This window comes from Anaerotignum sp., assembly GCF_040307045.1.
GTDB lineage: Bacteria > Bacillota > Clostridia > Lachnospirales > Anaerotignaceae > Chakrabartyella.
On the sequence record NZ_JAWRKF010000017.1, the window covers coordinates 70,530 to 93,615 of the forward strand.

Here is a 23,086-nt window from a genome sequence, read left to right on the forward strand (position 1 = left end):
TATATTTATTCGCAAAAGTTGTGTTTTGCGAATAAATAGAAATTGGCCCCTGTCTAATCAACTTGCTGTAGATTTGATATATTAACGAAAATATGCTATTTTGCTATAACAAAAACCCGTAGAAAATCTACGGGTAATTTTATTTTATGGAATTAACTTTTGAATTGAATGAAAGAAATTTTTATTTCCATTAATTTTGCCCTCGTTACCAATGGTACAGTAATTCTTTGTTTTGGTGATCCTTTGCAAAATTTCATGGAACTTGGCAATATCAATTTTAGTTGTACCTAGAATCTGTTGGCGTTCAACAATCTCAAAATCTTCATCTAATTCACGGTATTCTTTATTAATAGCATCATTTAATCGGTCAACATTTGTTTTTGGCTGATCCAACCGATTTATGGTTCCTAAAATATACTTCGTCATGTCTCTGTCAGATGTATCAAATGTTTCGATTTTTTTCCATAAGTTGTCATAAATTTTATAGGTTTCTTGCAAATTCGGGTCTCGATAGGAATAGAAATAGCAAACCCCATTTTGCTGAAAATTGCAGCCACTTCCATAGGCACCGCCTTGTACACGCACCTCATTCCAAAGGTACTCCAAATTTAAGATGGTTTTTAGAACCTGCATGCTACCATGATAATCAAATCCATGTTTTTTGTAATCAGCTGCAAAAATATTATACTGCACGGCACTATTTACGGTAAATCCAACAGATTCATCAACAAAATCAAATTCAAAAGGTTTTTTAGATGCAGAAGATCCAATTGGTAAGCTTTTAAAGATAGAATCTCGGAAAGAAATTACTTTCTCGTAGTCACTCTCCTCGCATCCGAAAGAAAAATTGAAGTTCAATTGAGTGAATAAGATTTTGGCAACTTCCTTTAATTTGGCAACTACATTTTCAGGTTCCTCTGAAAGTTGCTGATCAATTTTACACAGAAAATGAAAGTACTCAATGCCACTGGTAATTTCGTTAATTCTGCCTCCTCTGGACAAACGGCCAACGCTGTAATAAATTCCCTCAAGGTGTGAGTAATTTAATAGGTAGTTTTCCCCCTTGATTTTTGCGGCTTTTATTATTTTTTTGATATTCTCAATTGAATCATAATTGGTATTTTGTAAGATTTCATTTATGAATTGACCTGCGCTCTCTAAATCTTCCTTTAAGAATTTACTTTTTAACGTAAGGAACGCGTGATATTCTTGTGTATTTTTGCTATAAACGTCATTGTGGAACGACAACCCGCCAAAAATCCTATTTGTTATCAGGGGTAATTCTTGATAAGAATATTTATCGGTATCCAGCTTGCCCAGTAGGTCTGTTAATAAACCAGCATAAGGCAAAAGATTCTGATCTAGACAATCAATATCAAAGTGTAACTTGACATATATAATACCATTGCTTTGCAAAGGGACAAATAACTGCGTACCCTTCTCCACCCTGCTTCTTGTGTATACAGGAATGGGTGGATTGGTATCAATTTGAGACAGTTGCAAAATTGGAATTTGCGAAAGAACTTCAGCTGAATCTTGTTGTTTCTGAAAAAGTTCTAACTTTTTTGCATCCCCTTGAATACGAGCCATATCCTCCTGTGTAAAAGTAGCTTTCGTTTCGTGCATTCTTTTCAAAAAATCCTTTTGAATGGCTGCCACTTTTTCTTTATCAGGAGAAAAAACCAAAATATTCTTTTTGGGATTATTCAATATACAGTTTTCAATTAAACCTTTCCAATCATAATTTGGATTTTTAATTTTTTCTAAGGTTTCAAACTGGCGCAGACTCTGAAATGGGCTTTGTTCATGAAGCCAACTTTTCATAAGCTTCATACCATAAATCAAACCTTTTGGAGTGGAGCCATAGTCCTCTTCTTTTAATAAGAAAGAAAGTCTTCTTAAGCTGCTAGATAAAAGATCTGGATCCAGCCCATCTTCTAAAACAGTTCGTAATGTTTGATTAATAATTACTTTGAATTCATTTACCTTAGATGTATCTGCATTTTTTGCAATAATACTAAAAACCATTTCATAGCTAGATGAATCAAACCAACCTTCAGCCTCATCGCATATGTTTGCTTCCATCAAGGCTGTTTTCAGCGTGGAGGCGCTGGTTTCCAATAATACATAGGATAAAACCTGAATTGCCATTGTTAGCTCTTCATCAGTACATAAGCCTATGTTTACGGAGTATGCCAAATATCCAGACTCATCTTCGCTGTCTGTGGGATAGGTTTCAAATTGCACTTCAGCCTTTGGTATTCTTTGGGTTTCATATATTTGTGGTAAATCAGCAGTTCTAATAAAATGGTTGAGGTATTCTTCACCAATATGGGTTAAGCATCGTTCTAGATCCATATCGCCATATAAATAAATATAGGAATTTGATGGATGATAATATTTTTTATGAAAATTTAAGAATTTTTCATAGGTCAAATGGGGAATTGCTGCTGGGTCACCTCCAGATTCAAAACCATAAGTGGTGTTACCAAATAAATTTCTGGCAAGTGCCCCTTGCAGTAAGCTTTCTGGATCAGACAACGCGCCTTTCATTTCGTTATAAACAACACCGGTTACATCCAATTCACCTGTTTCTTCATTAAGGAGGTAACGCCAGCCCTCTTGCATGAAGATTTCTTTTTTATCATAAATATTAGGATAAAAAACAGCGTCTAGATATACATCCATAAGGTTGTGAAAATCTTCTTCATTACAGCTGGCAATGGGGTACATTGTTTTGTCTGCATAGGTTAATGCATTCAAAAAGGTATTTAAAGAACCCTTGGCCAGTTCATTAAAGGGATCCTTCGACGCATATTTTTTTGATCCACATAAAACAGAATGCTCTAAGATATGAGGGGTACCACAATCATCCTCTGGCGGTGTTTTAAATGATATGGAAAATACCTTATTCTCATCTGTTGTTTTAACGTAAAACAATCTTGCCCCACTCTTCAAGTGTTCAAATAAGTAAGCCTCACCATGAATATCTGCTATGGTCTCTTTTTGTTTCAATAAGAAACCATGAAAAATTGTATTAAGGGTTAAATCCATTAAAGCAACCTCCTTTTGTTATTTTTGTGTACTCTTATTATAAACTTAAATTCTTTTAATACAGAATAAAAATAATGGTTTGTTTTATAGTTTATCATAAGTTATGGTTAAAAACTATTTATTTTGTTTTTTTGAAAAAGATATTGACAAATGCTAAATTCTAAATTATAATTATTATCAGTTAACAACAACTATTTAATATTTTATATATAATCTAAGGAGGAAGTAAGTTATGAAAAAATTTGTATGTTCAGTATGTGGTTATGTTCATGTTGGTGATTCTGCACCAGAAGTTTGTCCAGTTTGTAAGGTTGGCGCTGATAAGTTTATTGAACAGGCTGGCGAAAGATCTTGGGCAGCAGAGCACGTTATTGGCGTTGCTCAGGGTGCAAGCGAAGACATTATGAAAGATTTGAGAGCAAACTTTGAAGGCGAATGTTGTGAAGTTGGTATGTACTTAGCTATGGCTAGAGTAGCTCATAGAGAGGGCTATCCTGAAGTTGGTATGTACTACGAAAAAGCTGCTTGGGAAGAAGCAGAACATGCTGCAAAATTTGCAGAATTGTTGGGTGAAGTGGTAACAGACTCTACAAAGAAAAACTTGGAATTGCGTGTTGACGCTGAAAATGGTGCAACAGCTGGTAAAACAGATCTTGCTAAGCGTGCAAAAGCTGCAAACCTGGATGCAATCCATGACACAGTACACGAGATGGCTCGTGATGAAGCTCGTCACGGTAAAGCATTTGAAGGTCTGCTGAACAGATACTTTGGCTAATCTTCCCTCTTCTATTAAAAAAGAGGATAAAAAATTGTTACGATTTTAAGATAATTTCAAACAGAGAAGCGGTTCATTCTTGGAATGAGCCGCCTTTTTTATATGAATTTTTTAAATAAAGTAGTAATCATTTTATTCTTGTGCTAAAGGCTAATGTTTTGTTTGATGGCAAGACCTCTCTAATTGTATACTTAGTAAGAGTCTTAATTTGTCGTTGAGGCCTTATTCATAAAAGGCAAAAGATAAAAAAGGCCCTCTACCTTTTTTGGTAGAGGGTCTATATTAAAATTTTGCCATTAAGGATTTTACTTTTTCTACAAATGCATCTCTGTCTACATTCGTAACAATATAGGCATTATGCTCCATTTGTTTGTCACTATATAAATCAGTAACAGTTTTGCCTGCTGTTAATAAACCTTTTGTTTCTACACGGATACCAACGTGATGTGTTTCAAAAATACTGTCATCGACTGCATATAAAACAGCTGCTGGGTCATGAAGGGCGACACCCTTGAAGCCCCAACCTAAATATTTCTTTAGGCCATTCTGCATAACATCGCGGAAAAGCTTTGCTTGGTATGTGCCTAAAGCGGCAATTTCATCCAGTTCTTCTGGTGTCATGTATGCTTTAAGGGTTACGTCCAAACCACACATATAAACTGGAACGCCACAGCAGAACATCATATCTGCTGACTCTGGGTCTACATAAATGTTGAATTCAGCTGAAGGTGTAACGTTGCCGCCCACTGCGGCACCACCCATAATAACAATACGCTTAATGTATTTGGGCAAATCCTTATATTTTGATAAAGCGATGCCAATGTTTGTCATTGGCCCAACTGCAATAATAACTAACTCACCGTTACATTCTTTTGCAATACGATAGATGGCATCCCAAGCACTTTCTTCGCCGATAACTGTGTTTGTGATTTCCTGAGGATATTCAACCCCACCAAAACCGTCTTTACCATGAAACTCTTCCGCAGTAACAGCATCACGGAACATTGGGCGATCAGCACCTTTGTAGATAGGAATATCCTGCCCCATTGCATGTCTTACTTTTATAGCATTATCTGTTGTTTTATCAACACCAACATTGCCAGCAACAGTTGTAATCGCACGAATATCTAATTCCTCCATACGGCTTGCTAATAATAGTGCCGCAGTATCGTCAACACCGGGATCGCAGTCGATAATTACTGGAAAACGATTCATTTCGCCACCTCCCCATAAACACTAATGGCTTCAACTAATAAATCAACAAAAGCCTTTCTATCAATGCCCATCAAAACCTTCGCATTAGGCGCTTTTCCTAATACATTATTAAAATCTGCAACAGTTGCTCCCTTGCAGAAGTCACCTGTGGTTTCAACTTGAACAAATAAATCTCTAGACTCCATGATTTCAGGTTTGATTAAGGCTGCAACAGCCACTGCATCATGAACAGGGGCACCTTCGTAGCCCAGGCTTCTATGGAACTGGTAGAAAAACTCTAACCAATCGGCAACAATTATGGCAACATGGTTACCCAATGCACGAATTCTTTCAAAATCTTCGGGGAAAATCATTGCTTTTTCGGTTACGTCTAAGCCTGCCATAATGATAGGAATACCTGACTTAAATACAACATCAGCAGCTTCAGGATCAACCAAAATATTGAATTCGGCTGCGGGTGTCCAGTTGCCAAATTCAACACCACCACCCATTAAAGAAATCTGATTGATATTTTTCTTTAATTCAGGATGAGCCAACAATAATGCGGCAATATTTGTGAGTGGGCCGGTCGGTACCAATGTGATTGGCTCATCGCTTTCACGAATCACCTTTGCCATCAGTGTAACTGCATCCATATCTACAACGTCAAAGTCTGGTTCTGGCAATTCAGGGCCATCCAAACCGGACTCACCATGTACAGTTGGTGCGATTATTGCATCTGCAATCAAAGGACGCACTCTACCCATAGCAGTGGGAACGTGCAGGTCAATTAAAGTACAAATACGTAAAGTGTTGTATGTTGTTTTTTCAATAGTTTGATTGCCACAGCAAGATGTAACTGCGCGAATATCAAGAACGGGACTTGCATTTGCCAATACCCAAGCAATGGCATCATCATGCCCGGGATCACCGTCTAAAATGATTGGAATCCTTTTCATAGTTAACCTCCTTTATTCCTTTGAAGAAAAGTTGGCAGGCCAAAAGACCTTCCAACTTTTCGTTGTTTGTTTTATTTATTATTATCTTTAAAACGCTTTACTTTCTTAAGGGTACTCATTGCATAAATCACTAGACCGATAATGGTTACAGCATATGGAATAGATGCTACCAAGTAAGATGAGAAACCAGGCATGCCTTCCATTTTGTTGCCCAAAGCACTGGCAAAACCAAATAATAGAGACGATAGCATAGCACCTACAGGCTCACCTTGTCCCATTGCCTGTGCAGCCAAAGCGATAAAACCACGACCGGCAACAATACCGATATTCCAGCTTTGAGAGTAGTACATAGACATATATGCACCGCCCAAACCAGCCAATGCACCAGAAATGGCTAACGCAATATACTGTGTTCTTAAAACACTTACACCAACGCTATCAGCTGCATGAGAATTTTCGCCAACAGCACGAATTCTAAGGCCCATAGCTGTTTTATATAGCATAATCCATACAAGAATAACCAACAGAAATGCAATGTAAGTCAATGCAGAGTGGCCAGAAAAAATCTGTCCAATGATGGGAATATCCTTGATGATTGGAATATTAATTTTAGGGGTTAACATACTTGGTGTTGTCAAACTTGCAGTATTTCCTTTAAGGCCTGTAAAAAGGTACAGAAGGAAAACTGTACCACCGCCGCCTAAAAGGTTGACAGCAATACCAGCTAGGATGATATCTGTTTTTAATTTTAGTGAAAATACTGCTATAACCATTGCTACAATAATACCAACTACCATAGCACCAAGCACGCCCACAACCCAACTGTTTGTCCAGTATGCAAAAAGAACACCGAACAACGCAGAAATCATCATAATGCCTTCCAAACCGATATTAACAACGCCCGCTTTTTCTGCCACAACAGCTGCTAACGCAGCAAAAAGGATTGGGGATGTGATACGAATGATAGAATAGCCAAAGCTGGCTGAAAACACCATGTTTAATAACTGTTCAAACATTATGCATTACCCCCTTCCCCAGCAGTTGCAAGTTCTTTTTTCTGCAACTCTTCTTTTGCATCTTTGACAACAATTTTTTGGCGTGTGCCTGATAAGAAATGTTCAGCTGCAAAGAACAAGAAAATTACTGCCTGAATTATATCAATCATTTCTGCAGGAACACCAGCATAAATGGACATTAATTCACAACCTCTGTTTAAATAAGATATAAACAAAGCGGCTAGAGGAATCATGATGGGGTTATTTTTTGCTAAAATGGCTACGGTGATACCCGTCCAACCGTACCCAGGCAAGTCTTTCCAAAGGAAGGTGTTATATCTACCCATCATTTCAATTGCACCGCCCATACCAGAGAGCATACCACCAATAATCTGGGAAAGTACGATGATGCCTCCTACCTTCATTCCTGAATATTTAGAGAAAGACTCATTAATACCAATCATGCGAATGGAGTAGCCCCAGCGGGTACGATACATAAATATTGCAACTAATACGGTTGCGATAATTGCTGCGACAAATCCCCATGATAATTCTGTACTTGGAACCATTTTAGGAATTAAAGCTGTTGACAAAAATGGATAGGACTGTGTTGCACCCTTGCTTCTATCTGCAAATACATTGTTTAGAAAGTGAAGTATGGTAAACATTATAACGTAGTTCATCATTAATGAGCAAACCATTTCACTGGCTTTTAGCTTTACTTTGATGACAGCAGGAATAATCATAACCAGACCGCCAACAATGGTACCGGCGATGATTGCAACAACAACGTGAAGCCCAGTGGCCATAGGAACATAGATACCGATTAAGGCAGCAATAAAACCGCCCAACATTACAGCACCCTCGCCTCCTAAGTTAAACTGGTTTGCAGAAAACATAACACAAACAGCTAAACCTGTAAATATAATTGGTGTCATACGAGCCAAAATTGTAAAAATAGATTTTACATTTAGGGCCCCGTTGCTAATAATAGGTCTAATCAGCAAACACTCTAATGCTTTTCCAGGATCATCGGCACATATTAAGATAAGGATAAAAGCAACAAGAATTGCAATTGCTATGGCGATGAATCCACGGAAAATTTCAAACATATTTTGACGTTTATTCTCCATGTAAAACTCCCCCTATCTCTTCGTCACTTTGCTGTTTCAAACCCAACATATATTCACCCATTATGGTGTCATTTAAAACAGTTGTATCTTCAAAATAAGCGGCAATCTTACCATTATTCATTATAATCAAGCTGTCGGAAAGCTCCATAACTTCGTTTAAATCTGCAGAAACCAAAAGAACCGCAGCCCCTTCACGACTAAGCTCAACCAATTTTTTACGAATAAATTCTGTGGCACCAACGTCGATACCACGAGTAGGTTGGTCAGCAATAATCAACACAGGTTCGCTAGAGAACTCTCTGGCGACAACAACTTTTTGAATATTACCACCGGAAAGCATACCAACCTGTTGTCTACGTGATCTGCAAAGGACTTTGTAGTCTTTTATCAACTGGTCACTATCTTCATGCATTTGTTTTAGGTTGAACATAGGCCCATTATTGTATCTTTTGTCTGCTGCTCGGTCGCTCATTAAGTTTTCCTCAATTGTACCAGTGCCAGCAATACCGAATGTCATTCTATCTTCAGGTATTAATGATACGCCCATATCACGTATTTCTCTTTGCGGACGACCTAAAATATTTTTGCCATTTACTGTTGCTACACCGTTATCTGGAACATTTAAGTTAAAAAGCATTTCTACCAATTCTCTTTGCCCGTTGCCCTCGACACCAGCAATGCCCAGGATTTCGCCCTTACGAACATCAAAAGAAATTTTATCCAACATTTTTTTGTTCCATTCGTTAGTATACTCTAAATTACGTACATGCAAAACTACATCTGTGGGTACTGCTTGTTCCTTTTCAACAGTAAGTACAACATCACGTCCTACCATTAAGCGAGAAATCTCCTCTTTAGAAATATCAGCAGTTTCATGTACACCCATAGATTTACCACTGCGCATAATTGTAAGTCTATCGGTAATTTCTTTGATTTCATTTAGCTTATGAGAAATAAAGATTAGGGTATACCCCTGTTCTTTTAAATGAATTAGCTCTTTGAACAATTCTTCTGTTTCCTGGGTTGTCAGTACTGCAGTGGGTTCATCCAAAATCAAAATTTTTGCTCCACGAACTAAGGCTTTTAAAATTTCAACCTTCTGTTTCATGCCAACAGGGATATCTCTTACCTTTGCGTTAGGATCCACATAAAGGTTATATTTTTTTGAGAATTCTTCTGTGATTTCCACAGCTTTCTTATAGTTAATAAATAACTTGTTTCCCTGTTTAGGTTCCATACCCAAAACCATGTTTTCGGCAACAGTTAAGCTAGGTACTAACATAAAATGCTGGTGTACCATTCCGATTCCTTTAGAAATCGCCACTGTTGGTGACGAAAGTGAAACTTTTTCTCCATTAATTAGAATTTCGCCTTCTGTTGGTTGTTCCAATCCAAAAAGCATCTTCATTAATGTAGATTTGCCGGCACCGTTTTCACCCATTAGAGCGTGAATTTCGCCACGCTTTACATTGAAGTCAACACCTTGATTTGCGGCAATGCCGTTTGTATAAACCTTGGTGATTCCCCTCATTTGAACAACATAATCGTTGTCAGACATTTTCGGTTCCCCTCCTCTTTTGCATTAATTTTATTTAGGCAGAAAGTCCATTACTTTGTATAGTTTTCCATGCACCTTCAAAAAAATCCTTTGAAAAAAAGTTAATTTATTACAAAGAACTTTTTTCAAGCTACAATAGTTGGCTTGTCAGCGAAATGAAACAATTTTCATGCCAAAGAGAAGTGTTTATTTAAATGGAGTATCAACTTTTAAAGGCTAAAAGGGGAGCATCAAAGCTCCCCTCACCTTAATCAGCTCTAAAACACTTTAATGAAATTCATTAAGGTTTTACTGCTTCTCTTAAATCCTGAACTTCATTTGTTTCATTACCAATTGCAGTAGGAACTACAACGTCGCCGTTGGAAACAGCTTCAATTGCTGCTGCAACTTTTTCTTTCACAGCGTCAGGTGTTTTGCTATCAAAGTTTTTATCTGTAACGATGCCAATTCCGCCTTCTTTCATACCCAATAAAGTATGTTCGCCAAAATGTGCGTTACCTGCATCCCATTCATCAAAGAACCAAATAATGGAGTTACCGATATTCTTCAGACCGGATGTTAACGTGATTCCTGCCATTTCAGGGGAGAATGTCAATTCCTGATCAGAGTCAACCCCGATGAAATATGCTTTACCTGTTTCCAAAGCAGCCTCTGCTGCACCGTTACCGGAGTTGCCAGCAACACCCCAGATAATGTCACATTTTTTATCATTGATCATGGATTCAGCTAATTCTTTTGCCTTTGCAGGGTCAACATAGCTATTTACATATCTTGTATCAACTTTGATGTCAGGGTTGGATTCCTGTGCACCCAAAATAAAGCCATACAAGAAGTCATTGATAACAGGGCTATCAACACCGCCAACAAAACCAACAACTGCATTTTCATTAATACCTTCAAGACTTGTTTCTGTTGTCATGGCACCTGCGTAAACACCTACCAAGTAGCCCAAATCGTTCTGTGCATAGCTTAAGTTAGCAACGTTAGGCAATACATGAGTTGTATCATCATAGATAAGGTATTTCTGATCAGGATACTGTTCTGCTACATTTTTCAAATAATCTGGCATCTGGTATGTACCACATACGATCAGATCATATTCAGCAGATGCGGAAACTTCTTCCAAGTATCCTTGCCATTTTGCTTCATCCTCTGTTGTACCACCCATTTCTATGGTTGTATACTCGATTCTGCCATCAGCAGCCAGCTTAGCTAAGCCTGCTTCAGCGGAGTCAAAGAAGGATTTGTCACCCAAGTTACCATTTACCAAGTTACAAACTTTGTAAACCTTTTTGTCGCCCTCAGCGGCGTCAGCACCATCAGTGCCAGTAGTTGCGTCGTTGCTGCCACCGCAACCAGCCAGCATAGAAACTGTCAGTGCAGAAGCAAGAAGCATGGAAAGCAATTTTTTCATAGTCTTTCTCCCTTTCTTTTTGCATAATTTTTTGACTTGAATTTACAAATGCCCGTAGGAAATACGTGCCTTTGCACATGAATATTTTACCCCGAATGCTCAATTTTGTCAATAAATTACCATCCTTTGGATATTAAGTTGTAAGATTTGTTTGTTATTTTACGACAAACACAGATATTTTATACGATTCTTATATATGAAACTGATAATTAGATTGACTCTTTGTGAAAGATGGTGTCATTTTTTACCAAAACAATATAGTTATAAAATTAAACGGAATTCTTTAAACCTTAATATACTAGGGTTTGTAGAACATTTACTTGGGAAATCTCAATATTCTAAGTGGGTACACTTTTGTCCCGTATTTGTATACTTTCAACAAAAAAGACTCTATGCAATTCATAGAGTCTTTGAATCAATTATTCTTCGCCACGACGGAAAAGACCTTTTTTCTTTTTTGGTTCTTCAATTTGTACGGGAGCTTCGTTTGACAAGTTTGGTTCTCTCTTAGCAAAAACTTCGCTTTTGATGACGGGAACACGAACGCCTTTGTTCATACCAAATTCAATAATGAAGCATTCATAAGTTACATCTACAACTTTACCAAACAGACCGCTGTTTGTAACAATTGAATCGCCAACAGCAATGGAATTTCTCAATTCCGCCATCTTTTTTTCTCTTTTCTGGTTTGGTCTTACAGAAAGGAAATACATTACGACTACAAGAAGTACGCAGTAAGCAACAATTAGCATAATGGGGTTACCAAATATGCCGGAACTTGTGGCAGCAGCTGTAGTGCTAGCACCACCACCACTACTGGGTAAAATGGTTGTGCTTGTTTCTAATAAAAAAGGTACGAATGACATTAGTATCTCTCCTAACATATTTTCTTCATTCAGCTTGAACAATAGCATTTTGCTTCAAGCCTTTAACAAGGTAACGTGATAATTATATATAAATTTCAATTTTACGTCAAGGAATTATTTCCCTTTCCCTATTTCAAATCCTGCCAATTTAGCCTTTTTATACTCAGGGAATCTATCTTCATCCAAAGCAAGTCTGATTTCTTCCATCATTGTGTTAAAGTAGTATAGATTATGCATGACGCATAAACGCATGGCAAGCATTTCTTTTGCCTTGAATAGATGGCGGATATACGCTTTGGTGTATCTGCGGCATACCGGGCAATCACAAGTTTCATCAATGGGGGTATCATCCAGTTCAAACTTGGCATTCATTAGGTTCAATTTGCCGCTGTTTGTATACACATGGGCATGGCGGCCGTTTCTGGCAGGTAAAACACAGTCAAAAAAGTCAATGCCTCTTTCTACTGATTCTAGGATGTTTTCAGGTGTACCAACGCCCATTAAATAAGTGGGTTTGTTTTGAGGTAAGAAAGGAACAACCTCTTCTAATATGTGGTACATTTCAGCATGTGTTTCTCCAACTGCAAGGCCACCCACTGCATAACCATCTAAATCCAACTCAGAAATACGTTTCGCATGCTCGATGCGGATGTCTGGATAAATTGCACCTTGATTAATACCAAAAAGAAGTTGTTTTTTGTTAATGGTATCATCCAGGCTATTTAATCTTGACATTTCTTTTTTGCAACGCTCTAACCAACGCGTAGTACGGGCAACAGAAGCCTCCACATAAGGACGCTCTGCGGGGATACCAATGCACTCATCAAAGGCCATTGCAATGGTAGAGGCAAGATTTGACTGAATTTGCATACTTTCTTCCGGACCCATGAAGATTTTTCTACCATCGATGTGTGAGCTAAAATAAACTCCCTCTTCGGTGATTTTTCTTAGGGATGTTAGCGAAAACACCTGAAAGCCACCAGAGTCCGTCAAAATAGGCATGTCCCAAACCATAAACTTATGGAGCCCACCCAGCTGTTTTATTACCTTATCGCCGGGTCGCAAATGTAAGTGATAGGTATTGGAAAGCTCAACTTGGCATTTCAACTGTTCCAAATCCTCAGTTGAAAGGGCACCTTTGATTGCAGCCAGTGTGCCAACATTCATAAAAACTGGGGTCTGAATCACGCCATGAGGTGTATGGAACTCCCCTCGTTTCGCCCTTCCGCAAGTTTTTAATAGTTTATACATAATTCTCCTCGTTTCTTAATTTTCTTACGTAAACAATATAATACCGTTTTTCCAATTTTTAATCAAGAGATTTTAATCTTTTCTAACAAATATCTAAGGAATTCCTTTAGATTTGTCTAAATTCATGATATAATGTGAAAACTGAAAAAAGAAAACAGGCTTTGCTAATTCAGATGACCCCTGTTAGACGAACCATTTCCAATAGAATAAGGCAGTAAGTAGATCAGTGTAATATAAAATTTCAATAGCATTTTTATGGAATACGAACATTCTTAAATGGTCAAAAATATGCTTGGGGGACACAACAAAATAAAATGACGAGATGCCTATACTTTATTTTGTTCTATGCCTAGTTTTCCCCTTTTTATGGTATAATATCGAAAAATATGAACGGAGTTAAAATTATGAGTATAAATTTAATTGCAAGTACAACCTTTGGGCTAGAATCTGTTGTCAAGCGTGAGTGTCAAGCCTTAGGATTTCAAAATATTCAAACTTCAGATGGTAGAGTGGAATTCACAGGAAATGAAGAAGATATTGTGAGGGCAAACCTTTGGCTTCGCTGTGCCGGTAGAGTATGGATCAAAATGGCAAATTTTACTGCTGTGACTTTTACTGAGTTGTTTGACCAAACAAAGGCCTTGCCTTGGGGGGATTGGATTCCCGAGGATGGAAAATTTACTGTTGTTGGTAAATCCGTAAAGTCCACCCTATTTAGTGTTCCAGATTGTCAGGCTATTGTTAAAAAAGCCGTTGTTGAAAAATTGAAGGAAAAATATAAAACCGACTGGTTTGATGAAACCGGTGCTTCATATACCATTCAAGTTGGCATTCTAAAGGATGTGGTAACCTTAGCCATTGACACCAGTGGCTCTGGCCTGCATATGAGAGGCTATCGAGCAAAAGCTATGGATGCACCTTTGAAAGAGTCTATTGCATCTGCCATGGTACAATTAAGCTTTTGGAGAAAAGACCGAATTCTCCTAGATCCTTTTTGTGGTTCCGGTACTATTCCTATTGAAGCGGCTATGATAGCAAGAAATATAGCACCGGGCTTACAGAGAAAGTTCGCTTGTGAAGAGTGGGATCGAATTGGAAAAGACCTTTGGAAAAAGGTGCGTGCTGAAGCATATCAAGCCATTGATTATGAAGTTACGCCTCAAATCTATGGTAGCGATATTGACCCTAATGCCATTGCATTGGCAAAAGAAAATGCAGAAAAAGCAGGTGTAGATGACTGTATTACCTTTGAAGTTAAGCCCTCGCAAGAAATTACATTGCCAGGAAAATATGGGGTTGTAATAACAAATCCACCTTACGGTGAACGTATTGGTGAACTAAAAGAAGTTGAGGAAATGTATCGTGCTTTGGGTGGGACAATGAAAACCGATTATACCTGGTCTACCTATTTAATCACTTCTATGGAATATTTTGAAACCTTATTTGGTCGAAAAGCAGACAAGAAAAGAAAATTATTCAATGGTCGAATTAAAACTGACTATTATCAATTTGAGGGTCCAAGACCACCTCGTGCCTAAAAAAAGCTGCACTGGCCAACAGAAAATATGGCAGTGCAGCTTTTTTATTATCATCATTTTGTAAAATGAGATTTGAATCCTTCTTTTCCTAGATTTATCTTTCGTGTTGATTAAATAAAATTTTTTGCTTCAATGAAGAAAAAGCCCTTCGGGTTTACGAAGGGCGGTAAAATTATAAATTAAAATAATTGCTTAGCATAAAACTGCTGCCAATTCTTCAACAGCTAGTGCCTCATCTACTCCATCTGCAATGATAGTTGCAGTTTGGCCTTCTCTCATGTTCAACGCAATGGTACCCATGATGCTTTTTGCATTAATTTTTCTTTCTTCCACACTTACTTGAATTTCTGAGTTAAACTTACTTGCTGTTTGTACAAAATAAGCTGCCTGTCTTGCATCTAAAGCTGTTTTAATTGTCACTGTTCTCTGTGTCATTTTTCTTCACCCTTACCCTCTCTGAGCGTTTCTGCTAAGTTGCTGATTTTTCGCAGTCTGTGATTCACACCGGATTTTCCCACCGGTTCTGCTAAATAAGTTCCCAATTCTTTTAGGCTGATATCTGGATATTCCAACCGGAGCATTGCCACTTCTTGTAATTGCTTGGGAAGTTTTTCAAGCCCTATTGATTGTTGGATATAAGTAATATCCTCTAACTGCTTAACCGCGGCAAATACTACTTTATTGAGATTCGCCGTTTCGCAATTCACTTTTCTGTTAATATCGTTTCGCATTTCTTTTACAATACGAACATTTTCCAGATCCATCAATGCGATATGGGCACCCATGATATTAAGCAAATCTACAATTTGCTCGCCTTCTTTTAGGTACACAACAAAATGGTCTTTGCGTTCTACCACCTTTGCGTCAAGACCAAAGGTATTTACTAGGTCTCGAAGAGAAGAGGCCAACTCCATAGTAGGCAATACAAACTCTAGGTGATAATTTTTTTCCGGATTGTTTACCGAGCCAACGGAAATAAATGCCCCGCGAATATAAGCACGTCTGCAACATATGCTACTGACTACTGGGGGATACAACTTATTTCGAATGGTTGGAGCACCATACTCGGTTAACCAGATACCAGTTGCCCTAAGCAACCTTTCAACTTGGTCAGCATCTTTTAGTAAAAGAACATAGACCTTGGACCTGCGTTTTTTACCGCCGGATTTGATAAATATTTCACTGTTAATATTAAAAGTATTTTGCAATAATGTAAAGCATTTTTTCGCAACGAGGTAATTTTCGGTTTGAATTTTTATACAAAAATGATCATTAAAAAATGCAATCTGTCCGCAAATATTTACAATAGCTGAAAGTTCAGCAATTTTGCAGTGTCTCCCATTCCCAAAATGTTGGAACAACTCTTGCTTTACCTTAGATGAAAATGACAAATTTACGCCTCCTTCCATGTTTTTTGTACCTTATGAAATTTAGGCTCATTTTTTATGTCTTGCATCCTTTTCAATATCATTATGTTTTAACAAAAGAGTATGCTTGTCTTTATCCAAAGCGTTGTATAAAGCGTTAGCTAAAGTTACTGAACGGTGTTTTCCCCCAGTGCAGCCTATGCTAATCACCAAACTGTTTTTCCCCTCTTTGACATATAGAGGTAACAAAAATTCCACCATTTCAACTAATTTATTTAAAAAATCCTTGCTTTCCTGAAATGCCATCACATATTCTCTTACCGGTGCATCATTACCTGTCAATTCCTTTAATTCTTGAATATAAAAAGGATTTGGCAAGAACCTCACGTCAAACACCAAGTCACTATCAACGGGAATGCCGTATTTGAAACCAAAAGAACAAACCGTGACAACAAGGCTTTCAAAATGCTGATTTTCCACAAAAATACGATTGATTTGAGCCTTTAATTCTCTTGTGAGAACGTTTGTGGTATCTAAAATATAAGTTGCACGGCTTTTCACTTCTTTCAGCATTTCTCTTTCTTGATGAATGCCATCTTCAATGGAACCTTTTTTTGAAAGGGGGTGGCTACGGCGAGTCTCTTTATAGCGTTTAATTAAAGTGTTATCTGACGCATCCAGAAAAATTATTTCGTATTGGTATCCTTTTTCCTCTAAGGCAAATAAAACATGAAAAAGGTCGTTAAACAGCTTTCCTCCACGGATATCTACACCCATGGCAACCCGCTCAATTTCGCCCTCTTGATCATAACAAAGTTCGGCAAACTTAGGTATTAATGTGGGTGGTAAGTTATCTACGCAGTAAAAATTGATATCTTCCAAAAATTTTAGAACAGATGACTTTCCTGCTCCCGACATACCTGTAACAATAACAAATCTCATACGAAATCTTCTCCTTTGTAGTGCTGTTAGAACTCCCCAACAATTTTGACTTCAGTTTCCAGCCAAACACCAAATTTTTCTTGTACAGTCTTTTGACAAAAAGCAATTAAATCTAAAATGTCTTGTGTGGTTGCTTTTCCTGTATTGATCACAAACCCTGCGTGTTTTTCAGAAACCTGTGCTCCTCCAATGGATTTTCCTTTTAGACCAGCATCCTGTATCAATTTTCCTGCAAAATAACCTTCTGGACGTTTGAAGGTACTGCCTGCACTAGGATATTGCAAGGGTTGCTTTTCCCGTCTTTGTTCCGAAAGCTCTAACAATCTTGCTCGAATTGCTTCAGGGTTGCCATTTAATAGTTTCAGGGTTGCCTTTAAAAGGATATAACCCTCTGTGGGCAAAATACTATGTCGGTAAGACAATTCTAAGTCTTTTGCCGGAATAGTTTTAAGTTCTAATTCTTTGGTCAGCACTTCCACAGAGACTAATACATCTCTCATTTCACCACCATAAGCGCCTGCGTTCATAGTTACGGCTCCACCAATGGTTCCAGGTATACCTGAGGCAAACTCTAGGCCACTTAATGATTGTTCAGCTACCTTGGCTGATAGGGCTGCTAAAAGAACGCCACCTTCAGCATACACAGTCCCTCCATCAATTTCAACACCGGACATTTTCCCACCAATTTGGATCACTGCCCCACGGATGCCCTTATCACTAACCAAAAGATTGCTGCCGTTGCCAATTATGAAAAATGGCACATCAAAGTCTTTTAACACCTGAATGCTGGTTTTTACATCTTCTGCAGAGCTAGGCATGATAAAGATATCCGCCGCACCCCCTGTACGAAACGTGGTATGTCCACTCATTGGTTCCTCAATCAAAACAGCATCTTGACCTATTTTTTTGCGTAAAGCTTCTACTACTGAATCCATATAGTCACCTTCCTACTTTGCCTCAGTATGGTTGTTTTGCAATATCCTTTTTTCAAATTCTTTTGCAGTATTGTTCCCCATTTTCTTCTGTCGATTGCTGATAGCCGCAGATTCGCAAATTACGGCAACATTTCTGCCCGGACGTATGGGAATTGTATTACAAAGTACTTTATTCTCTAAAATTTCTATATATTCCTCACTTAAACCTAGTCGGTCGTAGGAGCATTGGTTTCCATCCCAAATTTCAAGCTTAATCACTAGGTCAATGGATTTTATTTGCTTAACAGCACCAATACCAAATAGTTCTTTTACGTTAATAATACCAATACCACGGAGTTCAATCAAATAGCGTATCAGTTCAGGGCAAGTGCCAACGAGGGTTTGATCTGCAATTTTTTTAATTTCAACGGCATCATCCGCAATTAAACGATGACCTCTTTTAATTAGCTCTAAGGCGGTTTCACTTTTGCCAATACCACTGGCACCTGTGATTAAAACACCTTCCCCATAAATATCTACCAGAACACCGTGCATCATAACACGATCCGCCAATTCACCCCTTAACCACATAATCATCTCTGCGGCAAAATCTGTGGTGGTTTTACAAGTTCTAAAAATGGGTATATCATACTTTCTTCCATAATGAATCATTTCTGGAAATACTTCTTGGTTTTTACAGATGATTAAACAAGGAATGTGGCACTCAAATAAATGGCAGATTGCTTCATCTCTGGCATGGGCATCCAAAGTTTGTAAATAGCTATGCTCAACCCGACCGATAATTTGTAATCTATCGTTATCAAACCGATGATAAAAACCTGTCAACTGCAACGCAGGGCGGTTAATCTCTTTGCGAGTGATTACTCTGCCAGAAATATCAATCTCCGGTAAAATGGTTTCTAATTGAAATTCTTCTACAATTTTTGTTAATTGTGCGCTATACATGAAAACCTCCTTACTCTCTAAGCGTATACTTAATGCTATCATAACTGATATCGATTAATTTTGCAATTCATCCCTGTGGAAAAAGGCATAAACCTGTTCTGCCGAAGGTATATTCATCTCTTTTACCTCCAATAGGTCAGTCACCTCTGCCTTCGCAATATCTTCGATGGACCCAAAATGGCGCATCAAAGCTTTTCTGCGAATTTCACCAATGCTTTTAATGTCATCCAGAACAGAATGCAATCCTTTTTCCTGACGAAGTTTCCTATGATAAGTAATAGCAAAGCGATGGACTTCATCTTGAATTCTGGTTAGGAGTTTAAACCCCTCCGAGGTAAAAGGAATCTTGATTTCTTTCCCGCCATATAAAAGCCCTCGTGTGCGATGTTTTTCATCTTTTATCATGCCGCAAACGGGTATGTTCATTCCAAATGACATCAAAACTTCTTCTGCCGCACGGACTTGCACCTTACCGCCATCCATAAAAATCAAATCGGGCAGACGGGTAAAGCTACTGGTTACACCTTCTGCTTTTTCCTTTAACGCATGATTCAGTCTGCGGGTCATAACTTCTTTCATAGAAGCATAGTCATTTGCTCCAACAACGGTTTTGATGCGGAACTTTCGATAATCGCTATTCTTAGACTTGCCATCCTCAAATACTACCATAGAACCAACGGACTCAAACCCTTGTGTATTAGAGATATCATAGGCTTCTACTCGTCTTATTGTTTCGGGAATGGACAAAGCTTGCCGTAATTCTTCCATTGCACCTTTGGTACGCTGTTCTTCCCTGCGCAACCTTTCTCCAAATTGTTCAAAAATAAGTAAAGCATTTTTATGGGCAAGTTCTACCAATTTTTCTTTCTCGCCTTTTATTGGAACAGTAAAGGTAATCTTTCCTCCTCTTTTTACGCTAAGATATTGAATTAGGAGTTCCTTTTCTTCCAAAACTAAGTCTTCTTGCAGGATTATTTCCTTGGGAATATAGGCGGTACCAGTATAAAACTGCTGCACAAATGCTGTTAGAATTTCACTTCGACTTTGTTCTTCCGAGGCGGTCATGGTGAAATTTTCACGTCCTGTCATTTTGCCATCACGAACAAAAAACACTTGAACCAAACATTCATGGTAAGCTCGTACCATTGCAATGACATCAGCATCACCTAAGGACATATTAGCCATTTTCTGTTTTTGCCCAATGCTTTGCACTGCTCTAATTTTATCCCTTAGTGCTGCTGCTTTTTCATACTCCATGTTTTCTGCGGCAATGGCCATCTCTCTTTCCATCTTTTTGCCAATACCATCGTGCTTTCCTTCAAGAAAATCCATTGCGTCTTTAATAAACTCTTTATAATCCTGGGAGGAAATTGCGCCACTGCATGGCGCAAGGCACTGGCCAATATGATGATTCAAGCAGGGCCTTTCTTTTCCAATTTCTTTTGGAAGGTTTTTTTTGCATTTTCTAATGGGAAAAAGCTTATGCAGTGTCTCCACAGTTTCTTTTACCGCTAAGGCATCTGTATAGGGACCATAATACTTGGCTTTATCCTTTTCCATGCGCCGTGTTACAAAAATCCGAGGAAAATCCTCTTGTACAGTTACTTTTATATAAGGATAGGATTTGTCATCCTTTAGCATGATGTTGTAATATGGTTCATGTTGTTTAATTAAGTTGCACTCTAGAATCAAAGCTTCCAATTCTGAATCTGTAACGATGTATTCAAATTCTTTAATCTGAGGTACCATTGCCCGAGTTTTGACAGTTTGGCTTTTACTGCTTTGGAAATATTGGCGAACCCTATTTTTCAGATTGATTGCTTTACCGACGTAAATAATTTCACCTTTTTCATTTTTCATTAAATAAACCCCGGGTTTTTGGGGAAGTTTTTTTAACTCTTCACTGATATCAAACATCATGTCACCTTCTTTCTAAATTCAGATAATATTTCAAGCATTTTATTGTAACCTAATGAAAAATAGATTTGATAATTTTGTTAGGAACACCAAAATAAGATCTCACATGATTGGTTTAAGAAAATCTAGAAATCATAATAGGCTAGCCTTTAAATGAAAAAAAGAGAAGTATCAAAGGCTTTATATGGTTTCGCCTTACCTTTTCTTCTCTTTGCCTACTTGTTACTATTATAGAGTATTCTTGTACGTTTTAAAAGGGTTTTTTTCATATAGAGTTTCCCTTTTAATTGCCATAACATATGGTTAATATGTGCAATTCTTCCATTGAAATAACGAAAAAAACGAATGTTAATTTTAAAAGAATATAAGTATACCTTATAGAAACAAAAAAGACCTTTCTAAAAAAACAAGGTAAAGTTGGAGCTAATATTAAGTTGACTTTACAGTGATTGAGCCTATTTGCTTGAATCATCCCATGTAATTATAAAAAGGAAGTTCATAAACACAGACCCAAAAAGATTCAATTCTTTTCGTTCTGGTATTAGAAGCAAAAAAAGCCTGGAAATACTGTTGTTCAGTAATTTCAGGCTTTTCATTATAGCATTCGGAATCGTCTTAAAATATGGATTACTTTCCTACCCATTGGTAGGCTATTTAAATCTTCTTCAGTAATACCACCAATCAAAAGCATTACCATTCCATAAATCCCCATAGCAAAAACGATGGATAGCAGTGTTGCAATTGTATTGCTTGGATAAATCATATTGATTACATGATATGAGGCTAAGGCTGCAATGCCCATAACAATTGAACCAGCAACCGGTTTAAGTAATGTACCCATCATATCAAATTTAACCTTTGTTATCCTTGTCAACATAATCACATCAAACACAGCCGCAACGAAGTAGCACCCTGTGGTTGATAAAACTGCTCCTAATACATTTAACTCTGGAATACCAATCAACAAATAGTTTAATAGCACCTTGGTAATAGCACCTAAAATAGCTCCCACAACAGGCACCTTTATGTGTCCGATACCCTGTAAAATCCCTGTTGCAGTTTGGCATAATGCAAGAAATAATATGGAAATTGAACCGACTGTCAGTAGTGCACCGCCATCTGATGCCATTGGAAACAACATATGAATAATTGGACCACCTAGTACGCCGATTCCCACAGCAGCAGGCACAGAAATAATCATAGAAATACGGAAGGTTAAATTCATCTTTCGTCGTACTTGCTTAAATTCTTTTAGCTTCGCTGAAGCAGCAATACTGGGTAGGGCCGCTGTTGCTAACGCAGTGGAAATTGAAACGGGTAATGTTGTTAAGGTAACATACTTACCGGAAAGCTGACCGTATAAATCCATGGCCTCACTATGAGAAAAGCCAGTTGATTCTAAGATTCGAGTAACCATGTTCATATCGATTAGATTGGTGATACTAAACACTGCGGTGCCGGCAATAATTGGCCATGCTGTTTTTAATAATTGCTTTGCTGTATCGGTATAGCTCTCCTCAAAAGGCTGCTGACAACGTCTAACTTTTTTTACAATGGTAGGTCTGATTAAAAAATAGCTAAACATCACAACCAACAGGCCAGCAAACGCGCCAATACCAGTCCCTGCTGTACCGCCTGCAGCCCCCATTGGAATATTCTTTTGACCTGCTTTGACGCCAAAACTAAGGAACACATAGGCTAGGTAGACACTGAAAAAGGCATTAAAAACTTGTTCCACAATTTGAGAAATTGCCGTGGGAACCATGGTATTCATGCCTTGAAAATATCCTCTATAAGCCGACATAACGGCAACAATAAATATGGTAGGGGATAGGGTCAATATACAATAATAGCTTTCTGGGGCATTAGCCCAGTTTGCAACCTGTTGCCCAAATACACCCAGTAAAACTGCAAACAACAAGCCTAGGGAGCCCGAAACAATCAAAGCTCCCTGAAAGACTCTATGTGCGTTACGATATTGTTTTACCGCAATTCGTTCTGATACCATTTTTGAGATTGCAGCAGGTAATCCTGCCGATGAAAGAATCAGCAAAAAGGTATAGATATAATAACCGGCGCTGTAAATACCGTTTCCCTGATCTCCAATCATATTGGTGAGAGGAACACGGTATATAAAGCCTAAAAAGCGTACAAGGATACCAGCCGTCGCTAAAATGGCGGCCTGTTTGACAAAGGAACCTTTTCTTTTTGTTCTTTCTGCCATATCGCACCTCATGCATTAC

18 protein-coding genes are annotated in these 23,086 nt (G+C 38.0%); 2 read left to right on the forward strand and 16 right to left on the reverse strand.

Features of this window, described 5'->3' with window-relative positions; translation table 11 throughout:
- Nucleotides 1-144 precede the first annotated feature (144 nt).
- Nucleotides 145-3,054 (reverse strand): insulinase family protein, encoded by a 2,910-nt coding sequence (locus ABVZ64_RS09220; RefSeq protein WP_352400724.1) that lies wholly within the window; start codon nt 3,052-3,054, stop codon nt 145-147.
- 232 nt (nt 3,055-3,286) lie between these two features.
- Between ABVZ64_RS09220 and ABVZ64_RS09225 the strand changes: the two genes are divergently transcribed.
- Nucleotides 3,287-3,829 carry an NADH peroxidase gene (locus ABVZ64_RS09225; protein ID WP_352400725.1) on the forward strand — a complete coding sequence of 181 codons (543 nt, stop codon included), beginning with the start codon at nt 3,287-3,289 and terminating at the stop codon, nt 3,827-3,829.
- Nucleotides 3,830-4,111: 282 nt separating this feature from the next.
- On the opposite strand, the gene ABVZ64_RS09230 is transcribed toward ABVZ64_RS09225, so the two are convergent.
- The 8 genes from ABVZ64_RS09230 to tgt all read right to left on the reverse strand — a co-directional run bounded on the left by ABVZ64_RS09230 (nt 4,112) and on the right by tgt (nt 13,199).
- A complete protein-coding gene (locus ABVZ64_RS09230; protein ID WP_352400726.1) occupies nt 4,112-5,044 on the reverse strand; it encodes a nucleoside hydrolase in 933 nt (310 codons plus the stop codon).
- Nucleotides 5,041-5,982 (reverse strand): nucleoside hydrolase, encoded by a 942-nt coding sequence (locus ABVZ64_RS09235; protein WP_352400727.1) that lies wholly within the window; start codon nt 5,980-5,982, stop codon nt 5,041-5,043. The genes ABVZ64_RS09230 and ABVZ64_RS09235 overlap by 4 nt, the downstream gene beginning before the upstream one ends.
- Nucleotides 5,983-6,053: 71 nt before the next feature.
- Complete coding sequence (locus ABVZ64_RS09240; RefSeq protein ID WP_352400728.1) at nt 6,054-6,998, reverse strand: ABC transporter permease; 945 nt, start codon at nt 6,996-6,998, stop codon at nt 6,054-6,056.
- Nucleotides 6,998-8,110, reverse strand: coding sequence for an ABC transporter permease (locus tag ABVZ64_RS09245; RefSeq protein WP_352400729.1), 1,113 nt, complete (start codon nt 8,108-8,110; stop codon nt 6,998-7,000). Before ABVZ64_RS09245 ends, ABVZ64_RS09240 begins: the two co-directional genes overlap by 1 nt.
- The gene (locus ABVZ64_RS09250) at nt 8,100-9,668 is read right to left on the reverse strand and encodes an ABC transporter ATP-binding protein (protein ID WP_352400730.1); all 1,569 of its coding nucleotides are present in this window, start codon (nt 9,666-9,668) and stop codon (nt 8,100-8,102) included. Before ABVZ64_RS09250 ends, ABVZ64_RS09245 begins: the two co-directional genes overlap by 11 nt.
- Nucleotides 9,669-9,948: 280 nt before the next feature.
- Nucleotides 9,949-11,082 carry a BMP family ABC transporter substrate-binding protein gene (locus ABVZ64_RS09255; RefSeq protein WP_352400731.1) on the reverse strand — a complete coding sequence of 378 codons (1,134 nt, stop codon included), beginning with the start codon at nt 11,080-11,082 and terminating at the stop codon, nt 9,949-9,951.
- A gap of 419 nt (nt 11,083-11,501) precedes the next feature.
- On the reverse strand, nt 11,502-11,948 hold the full coding sequence (yajC, locus tag ABVZ64_RS09260; protein ID WP_352400732.1) for a preprotein translocase subunit YajC: 447 nt from the start codon (nt 11,946-11,948) through the stop codon (nt 11,502-11,504).
- Nucleotides 11,949-12,062: 114 nt separating this feature from the next.
- Nucleotides 12,063-13,199: a tRNA guanosine(34) transglycosylase Tgt gene (gene tgt, locus ABVZ64_RS09265; RefSeq protein ID WP_352400733.1), complete on the reverse strand. Its 1,137-nt coding sequence runs from the start codon at nt 13,197-13,199 to the stop codon at nt 12,063-12,065.
- A gap of 404 nt (nt 13,200-13,603) precedes the next feature.
- Here tgt and ABVZ64_RS09270 point away from each other — a divergent pair, with 404 nt between their 5' ends.
- Entirely contained in the window at nt 13,604-14,737 is a 1,134-nt protein-coding gene (locus tag ABVZ64_RS09270) for a THUMP domain-containing class I SAM-dependent RNA methyltransferase (protein WP_502892592.1), read from the forward strand.
- Nucleotides 14,738-14,929: 192 nt separating this feature from the next.
- Here the strand turns inward: ABVZ64_RS09270 and ABVZ64_RS09275 are convergent, their stop codons facing one another.
- The 7 genes from ABVZ64_RS09275 to ABVZ64_RS09305 all read right to left on the reverse strand — a co-directional run bounded on the left by ABVZ64_RS09275 (nt 14,930) and on the right by ABVZ64_RS09305 (nt 23,067).
- Complete coding sequence (locus tag ABVZ64_RS09275; RefSeq protein WP_352400734.1) at nt 14,930-15,172, reverse strand: HPr family phosphocarrier protein; 243 nt, start codon at nt 15,170-15,172, stop codon at nt 14,930-14,932.
- Nucleotides 15,169-16,128 (reverse strand): DNA-binding protein WhiA, encoded by a 960-nt coding sequence (gene whiA / locus ABVZ64_RS09280; protein WP_352400735.1) that lies wholly within the window; start codon nt 16,126-16,128, stop codon nt 15,169-15,171. Before whiA ends, ABVZ64_RS09275 begins: the two co-directional genes overlap by 4 nt.
- A gap of 45 nt (nt 16,129-16,173) precedes the next feature.
- Nucleotides 16,174-17,046 (reverse strand): RNase adapter RapZ, encoded by an 873-nt coding sequence (gene rapZ, locus ABVZ64_RS09285; RefSeq protein WP_352400736.1) that lies wholly within the window; start codon nt 17,044-17,046, stop codon nt 16,174-16,176.
- Between the two features lie 26 nt (nt 17,047-17,072).
- On the reverse strand, nt 17,073-17,981 hold the full coding sequence (murB, locus tag ABVZ64_RS09290; RefSeq protein WP_352400737.1) for a UDP-N-acetylmuramate dehydrogenase: 909 nt from the start codon (nt 17,979-17,981) through the stop codon (nt 17,073-17,075).
- Between the two features lie 12 nt (nt 17,982-17,993).
- Nucleotides 17,994-18,926: an HPr(Ser) kinase/phosphatase gene (gene hprK, locus ABVZ64_RS09295; protein WP_352400738.1), complete on the reverse strand. Its 933-nt coding sequence runs from the start codon at nt 18,924-18,926 to the stop codon at nt 17,994-17,996.
- Between the two features lie 54 nt (nt 18,927-18,980).
- The gene (gene uvrC / locus ABVZ64_RS09300) at nt 18,981-20,843 is read right to left on the reverse strand and encodes an excinuclease ABC subunit UvrC (RefSeq protein WP_352400739.1); all 1,863 of its coding nucleotides are present in this window, start codon (nt 20,841-20,843) and stop codon (nt 18,981-18,983) included.
- A gap of 595 nt (nt 20,844-21,438) precedes the next feature.
- Nucleotides 21,439-23,067, reverse strand: coding sequence for a putative polysaccharide biosynthesis protein (locus ABVZ64_RS09305; protein ID WP_352400740.1), 1,629 nt, complete (start codon nt 23,065-23,067; stop codon nt 21,439-21,441).
- Between the last annotated feature and the right edge of the window lie 19 nt (nt 23,068-23,086).

Coding starts and splice junctions, on each gene's coding strand:
- ABVZ64_RS09275 (WP_352400734.1), bottom strand. CDS start 15,172: ATGACACAGAGAACAGTGACAATTAAAACAGCTTTAGATGCAAGACAG.
- ABVZ64_RS09255 (WP_352400731.1), bottom strand. CDS start 11,082: ATGAAAAAATTGCTTTCCATGCTTCTTGCTTCTGCACTGACAGTTTCT.
- yajC (WP_352400732.1), bottom strand. CDS start 11,948: ATGTCATTCGTACCTTTTTTATTAGAAACAAGCACAACCATTTTACCC.
- rapZ (WP_352400736.1), bottom strand. CDS start 17,046: ATGAGATTTGTTATTGTTACAGGTATGTCGGGAGCAGGAAAGTCATCT.
- ABVZ64_RS09245 (WP_352400729.1), bottom strand. CDS start 8,110: ATGGAGAATAAACGTCAAAATATGTTTGAAATTTTCCGTGGATTCATC.
- ABVZ64_RS09235 (WP_352400727.1), bottom strand. CDS start 5,982: ATGAAAAGGATTCCAATCATTTTAGACGGTGATCCCGGGCATGATGAT.
- ABVZ64_RS09270 (WP_502892592.1), top strand. CDS start 13,604: ATGAGTATAAATTTAATTGCAAGTACAACCTTTGGGCTAGAATCTGTT.
- ABVZ64_RS09225 (WP_352400725.1), top strand. CDS start 3,287: ATGAAAAAATTTGTATGTTCAGTATGTGGTTATGTTCATGTTGGTGAT.
- murB (WP_352400737.1), bottom strand. CDS start 17,981: ATGGATTCAGTAGTAGAAGCTTTACGCAAAAAAATAGGTCAAGATGCT.
- ABVZ64_RS09250 (WP_352400730.1), bottom strand. CDS start 9,668: ATGTCTGACAACGATTATGTTGTTCAAATGAGGGGAATCACCAAGGTT.
- ABVZ64_RS09220 (WP_352400724.1), bottom strand. CDS start 3,054: ATGGATTTAACCCTTAATACAATTTTTCATGGTTTCTTATTGAAACAA.
- hprK (WP_352400738.1), bottom strand. CDS start 18,926: ATGTATAGCGCACAATTAACAAAAATTGTAGAAGAATTTCAATTAGAA.
- tgt (WP_352400733.1), bottom strand. CDS start 13,199: ATGTATAAACTATTAAAAACTTGCGGAAGGGCGAAACGAGGGGAGTTC.
- ABVZ64_RS09240 (WP_352400728.1), bottom strand. CDS start 6,998: ATGTTTGAACAGTTATTAAACATGGTGTTTTCAGCCAGCTTTGGCTAT.
- uvrC (WP_352400739.1), bottom strand. CDS start 20,843: ATGTTTGATATCAGTGAAGAGTTAAAAAAACTTCCCCAAAAACCCGGG.
- ABVZ64_RS09305 (WP_352400740.1), bottom strand. CDS start 23,067: ATGGCAGAAAGAACAAAAAGAAAAGGTTCCTTTGTCAAACAGGCCGCC.
- ABVZ64_RS09230 (WP_352400726.1), bottom strand. CDS start 5,044: ATGAATCGTTTTCCAGTAATTATCGACTGCGATCCCGGTGTTGACGAT.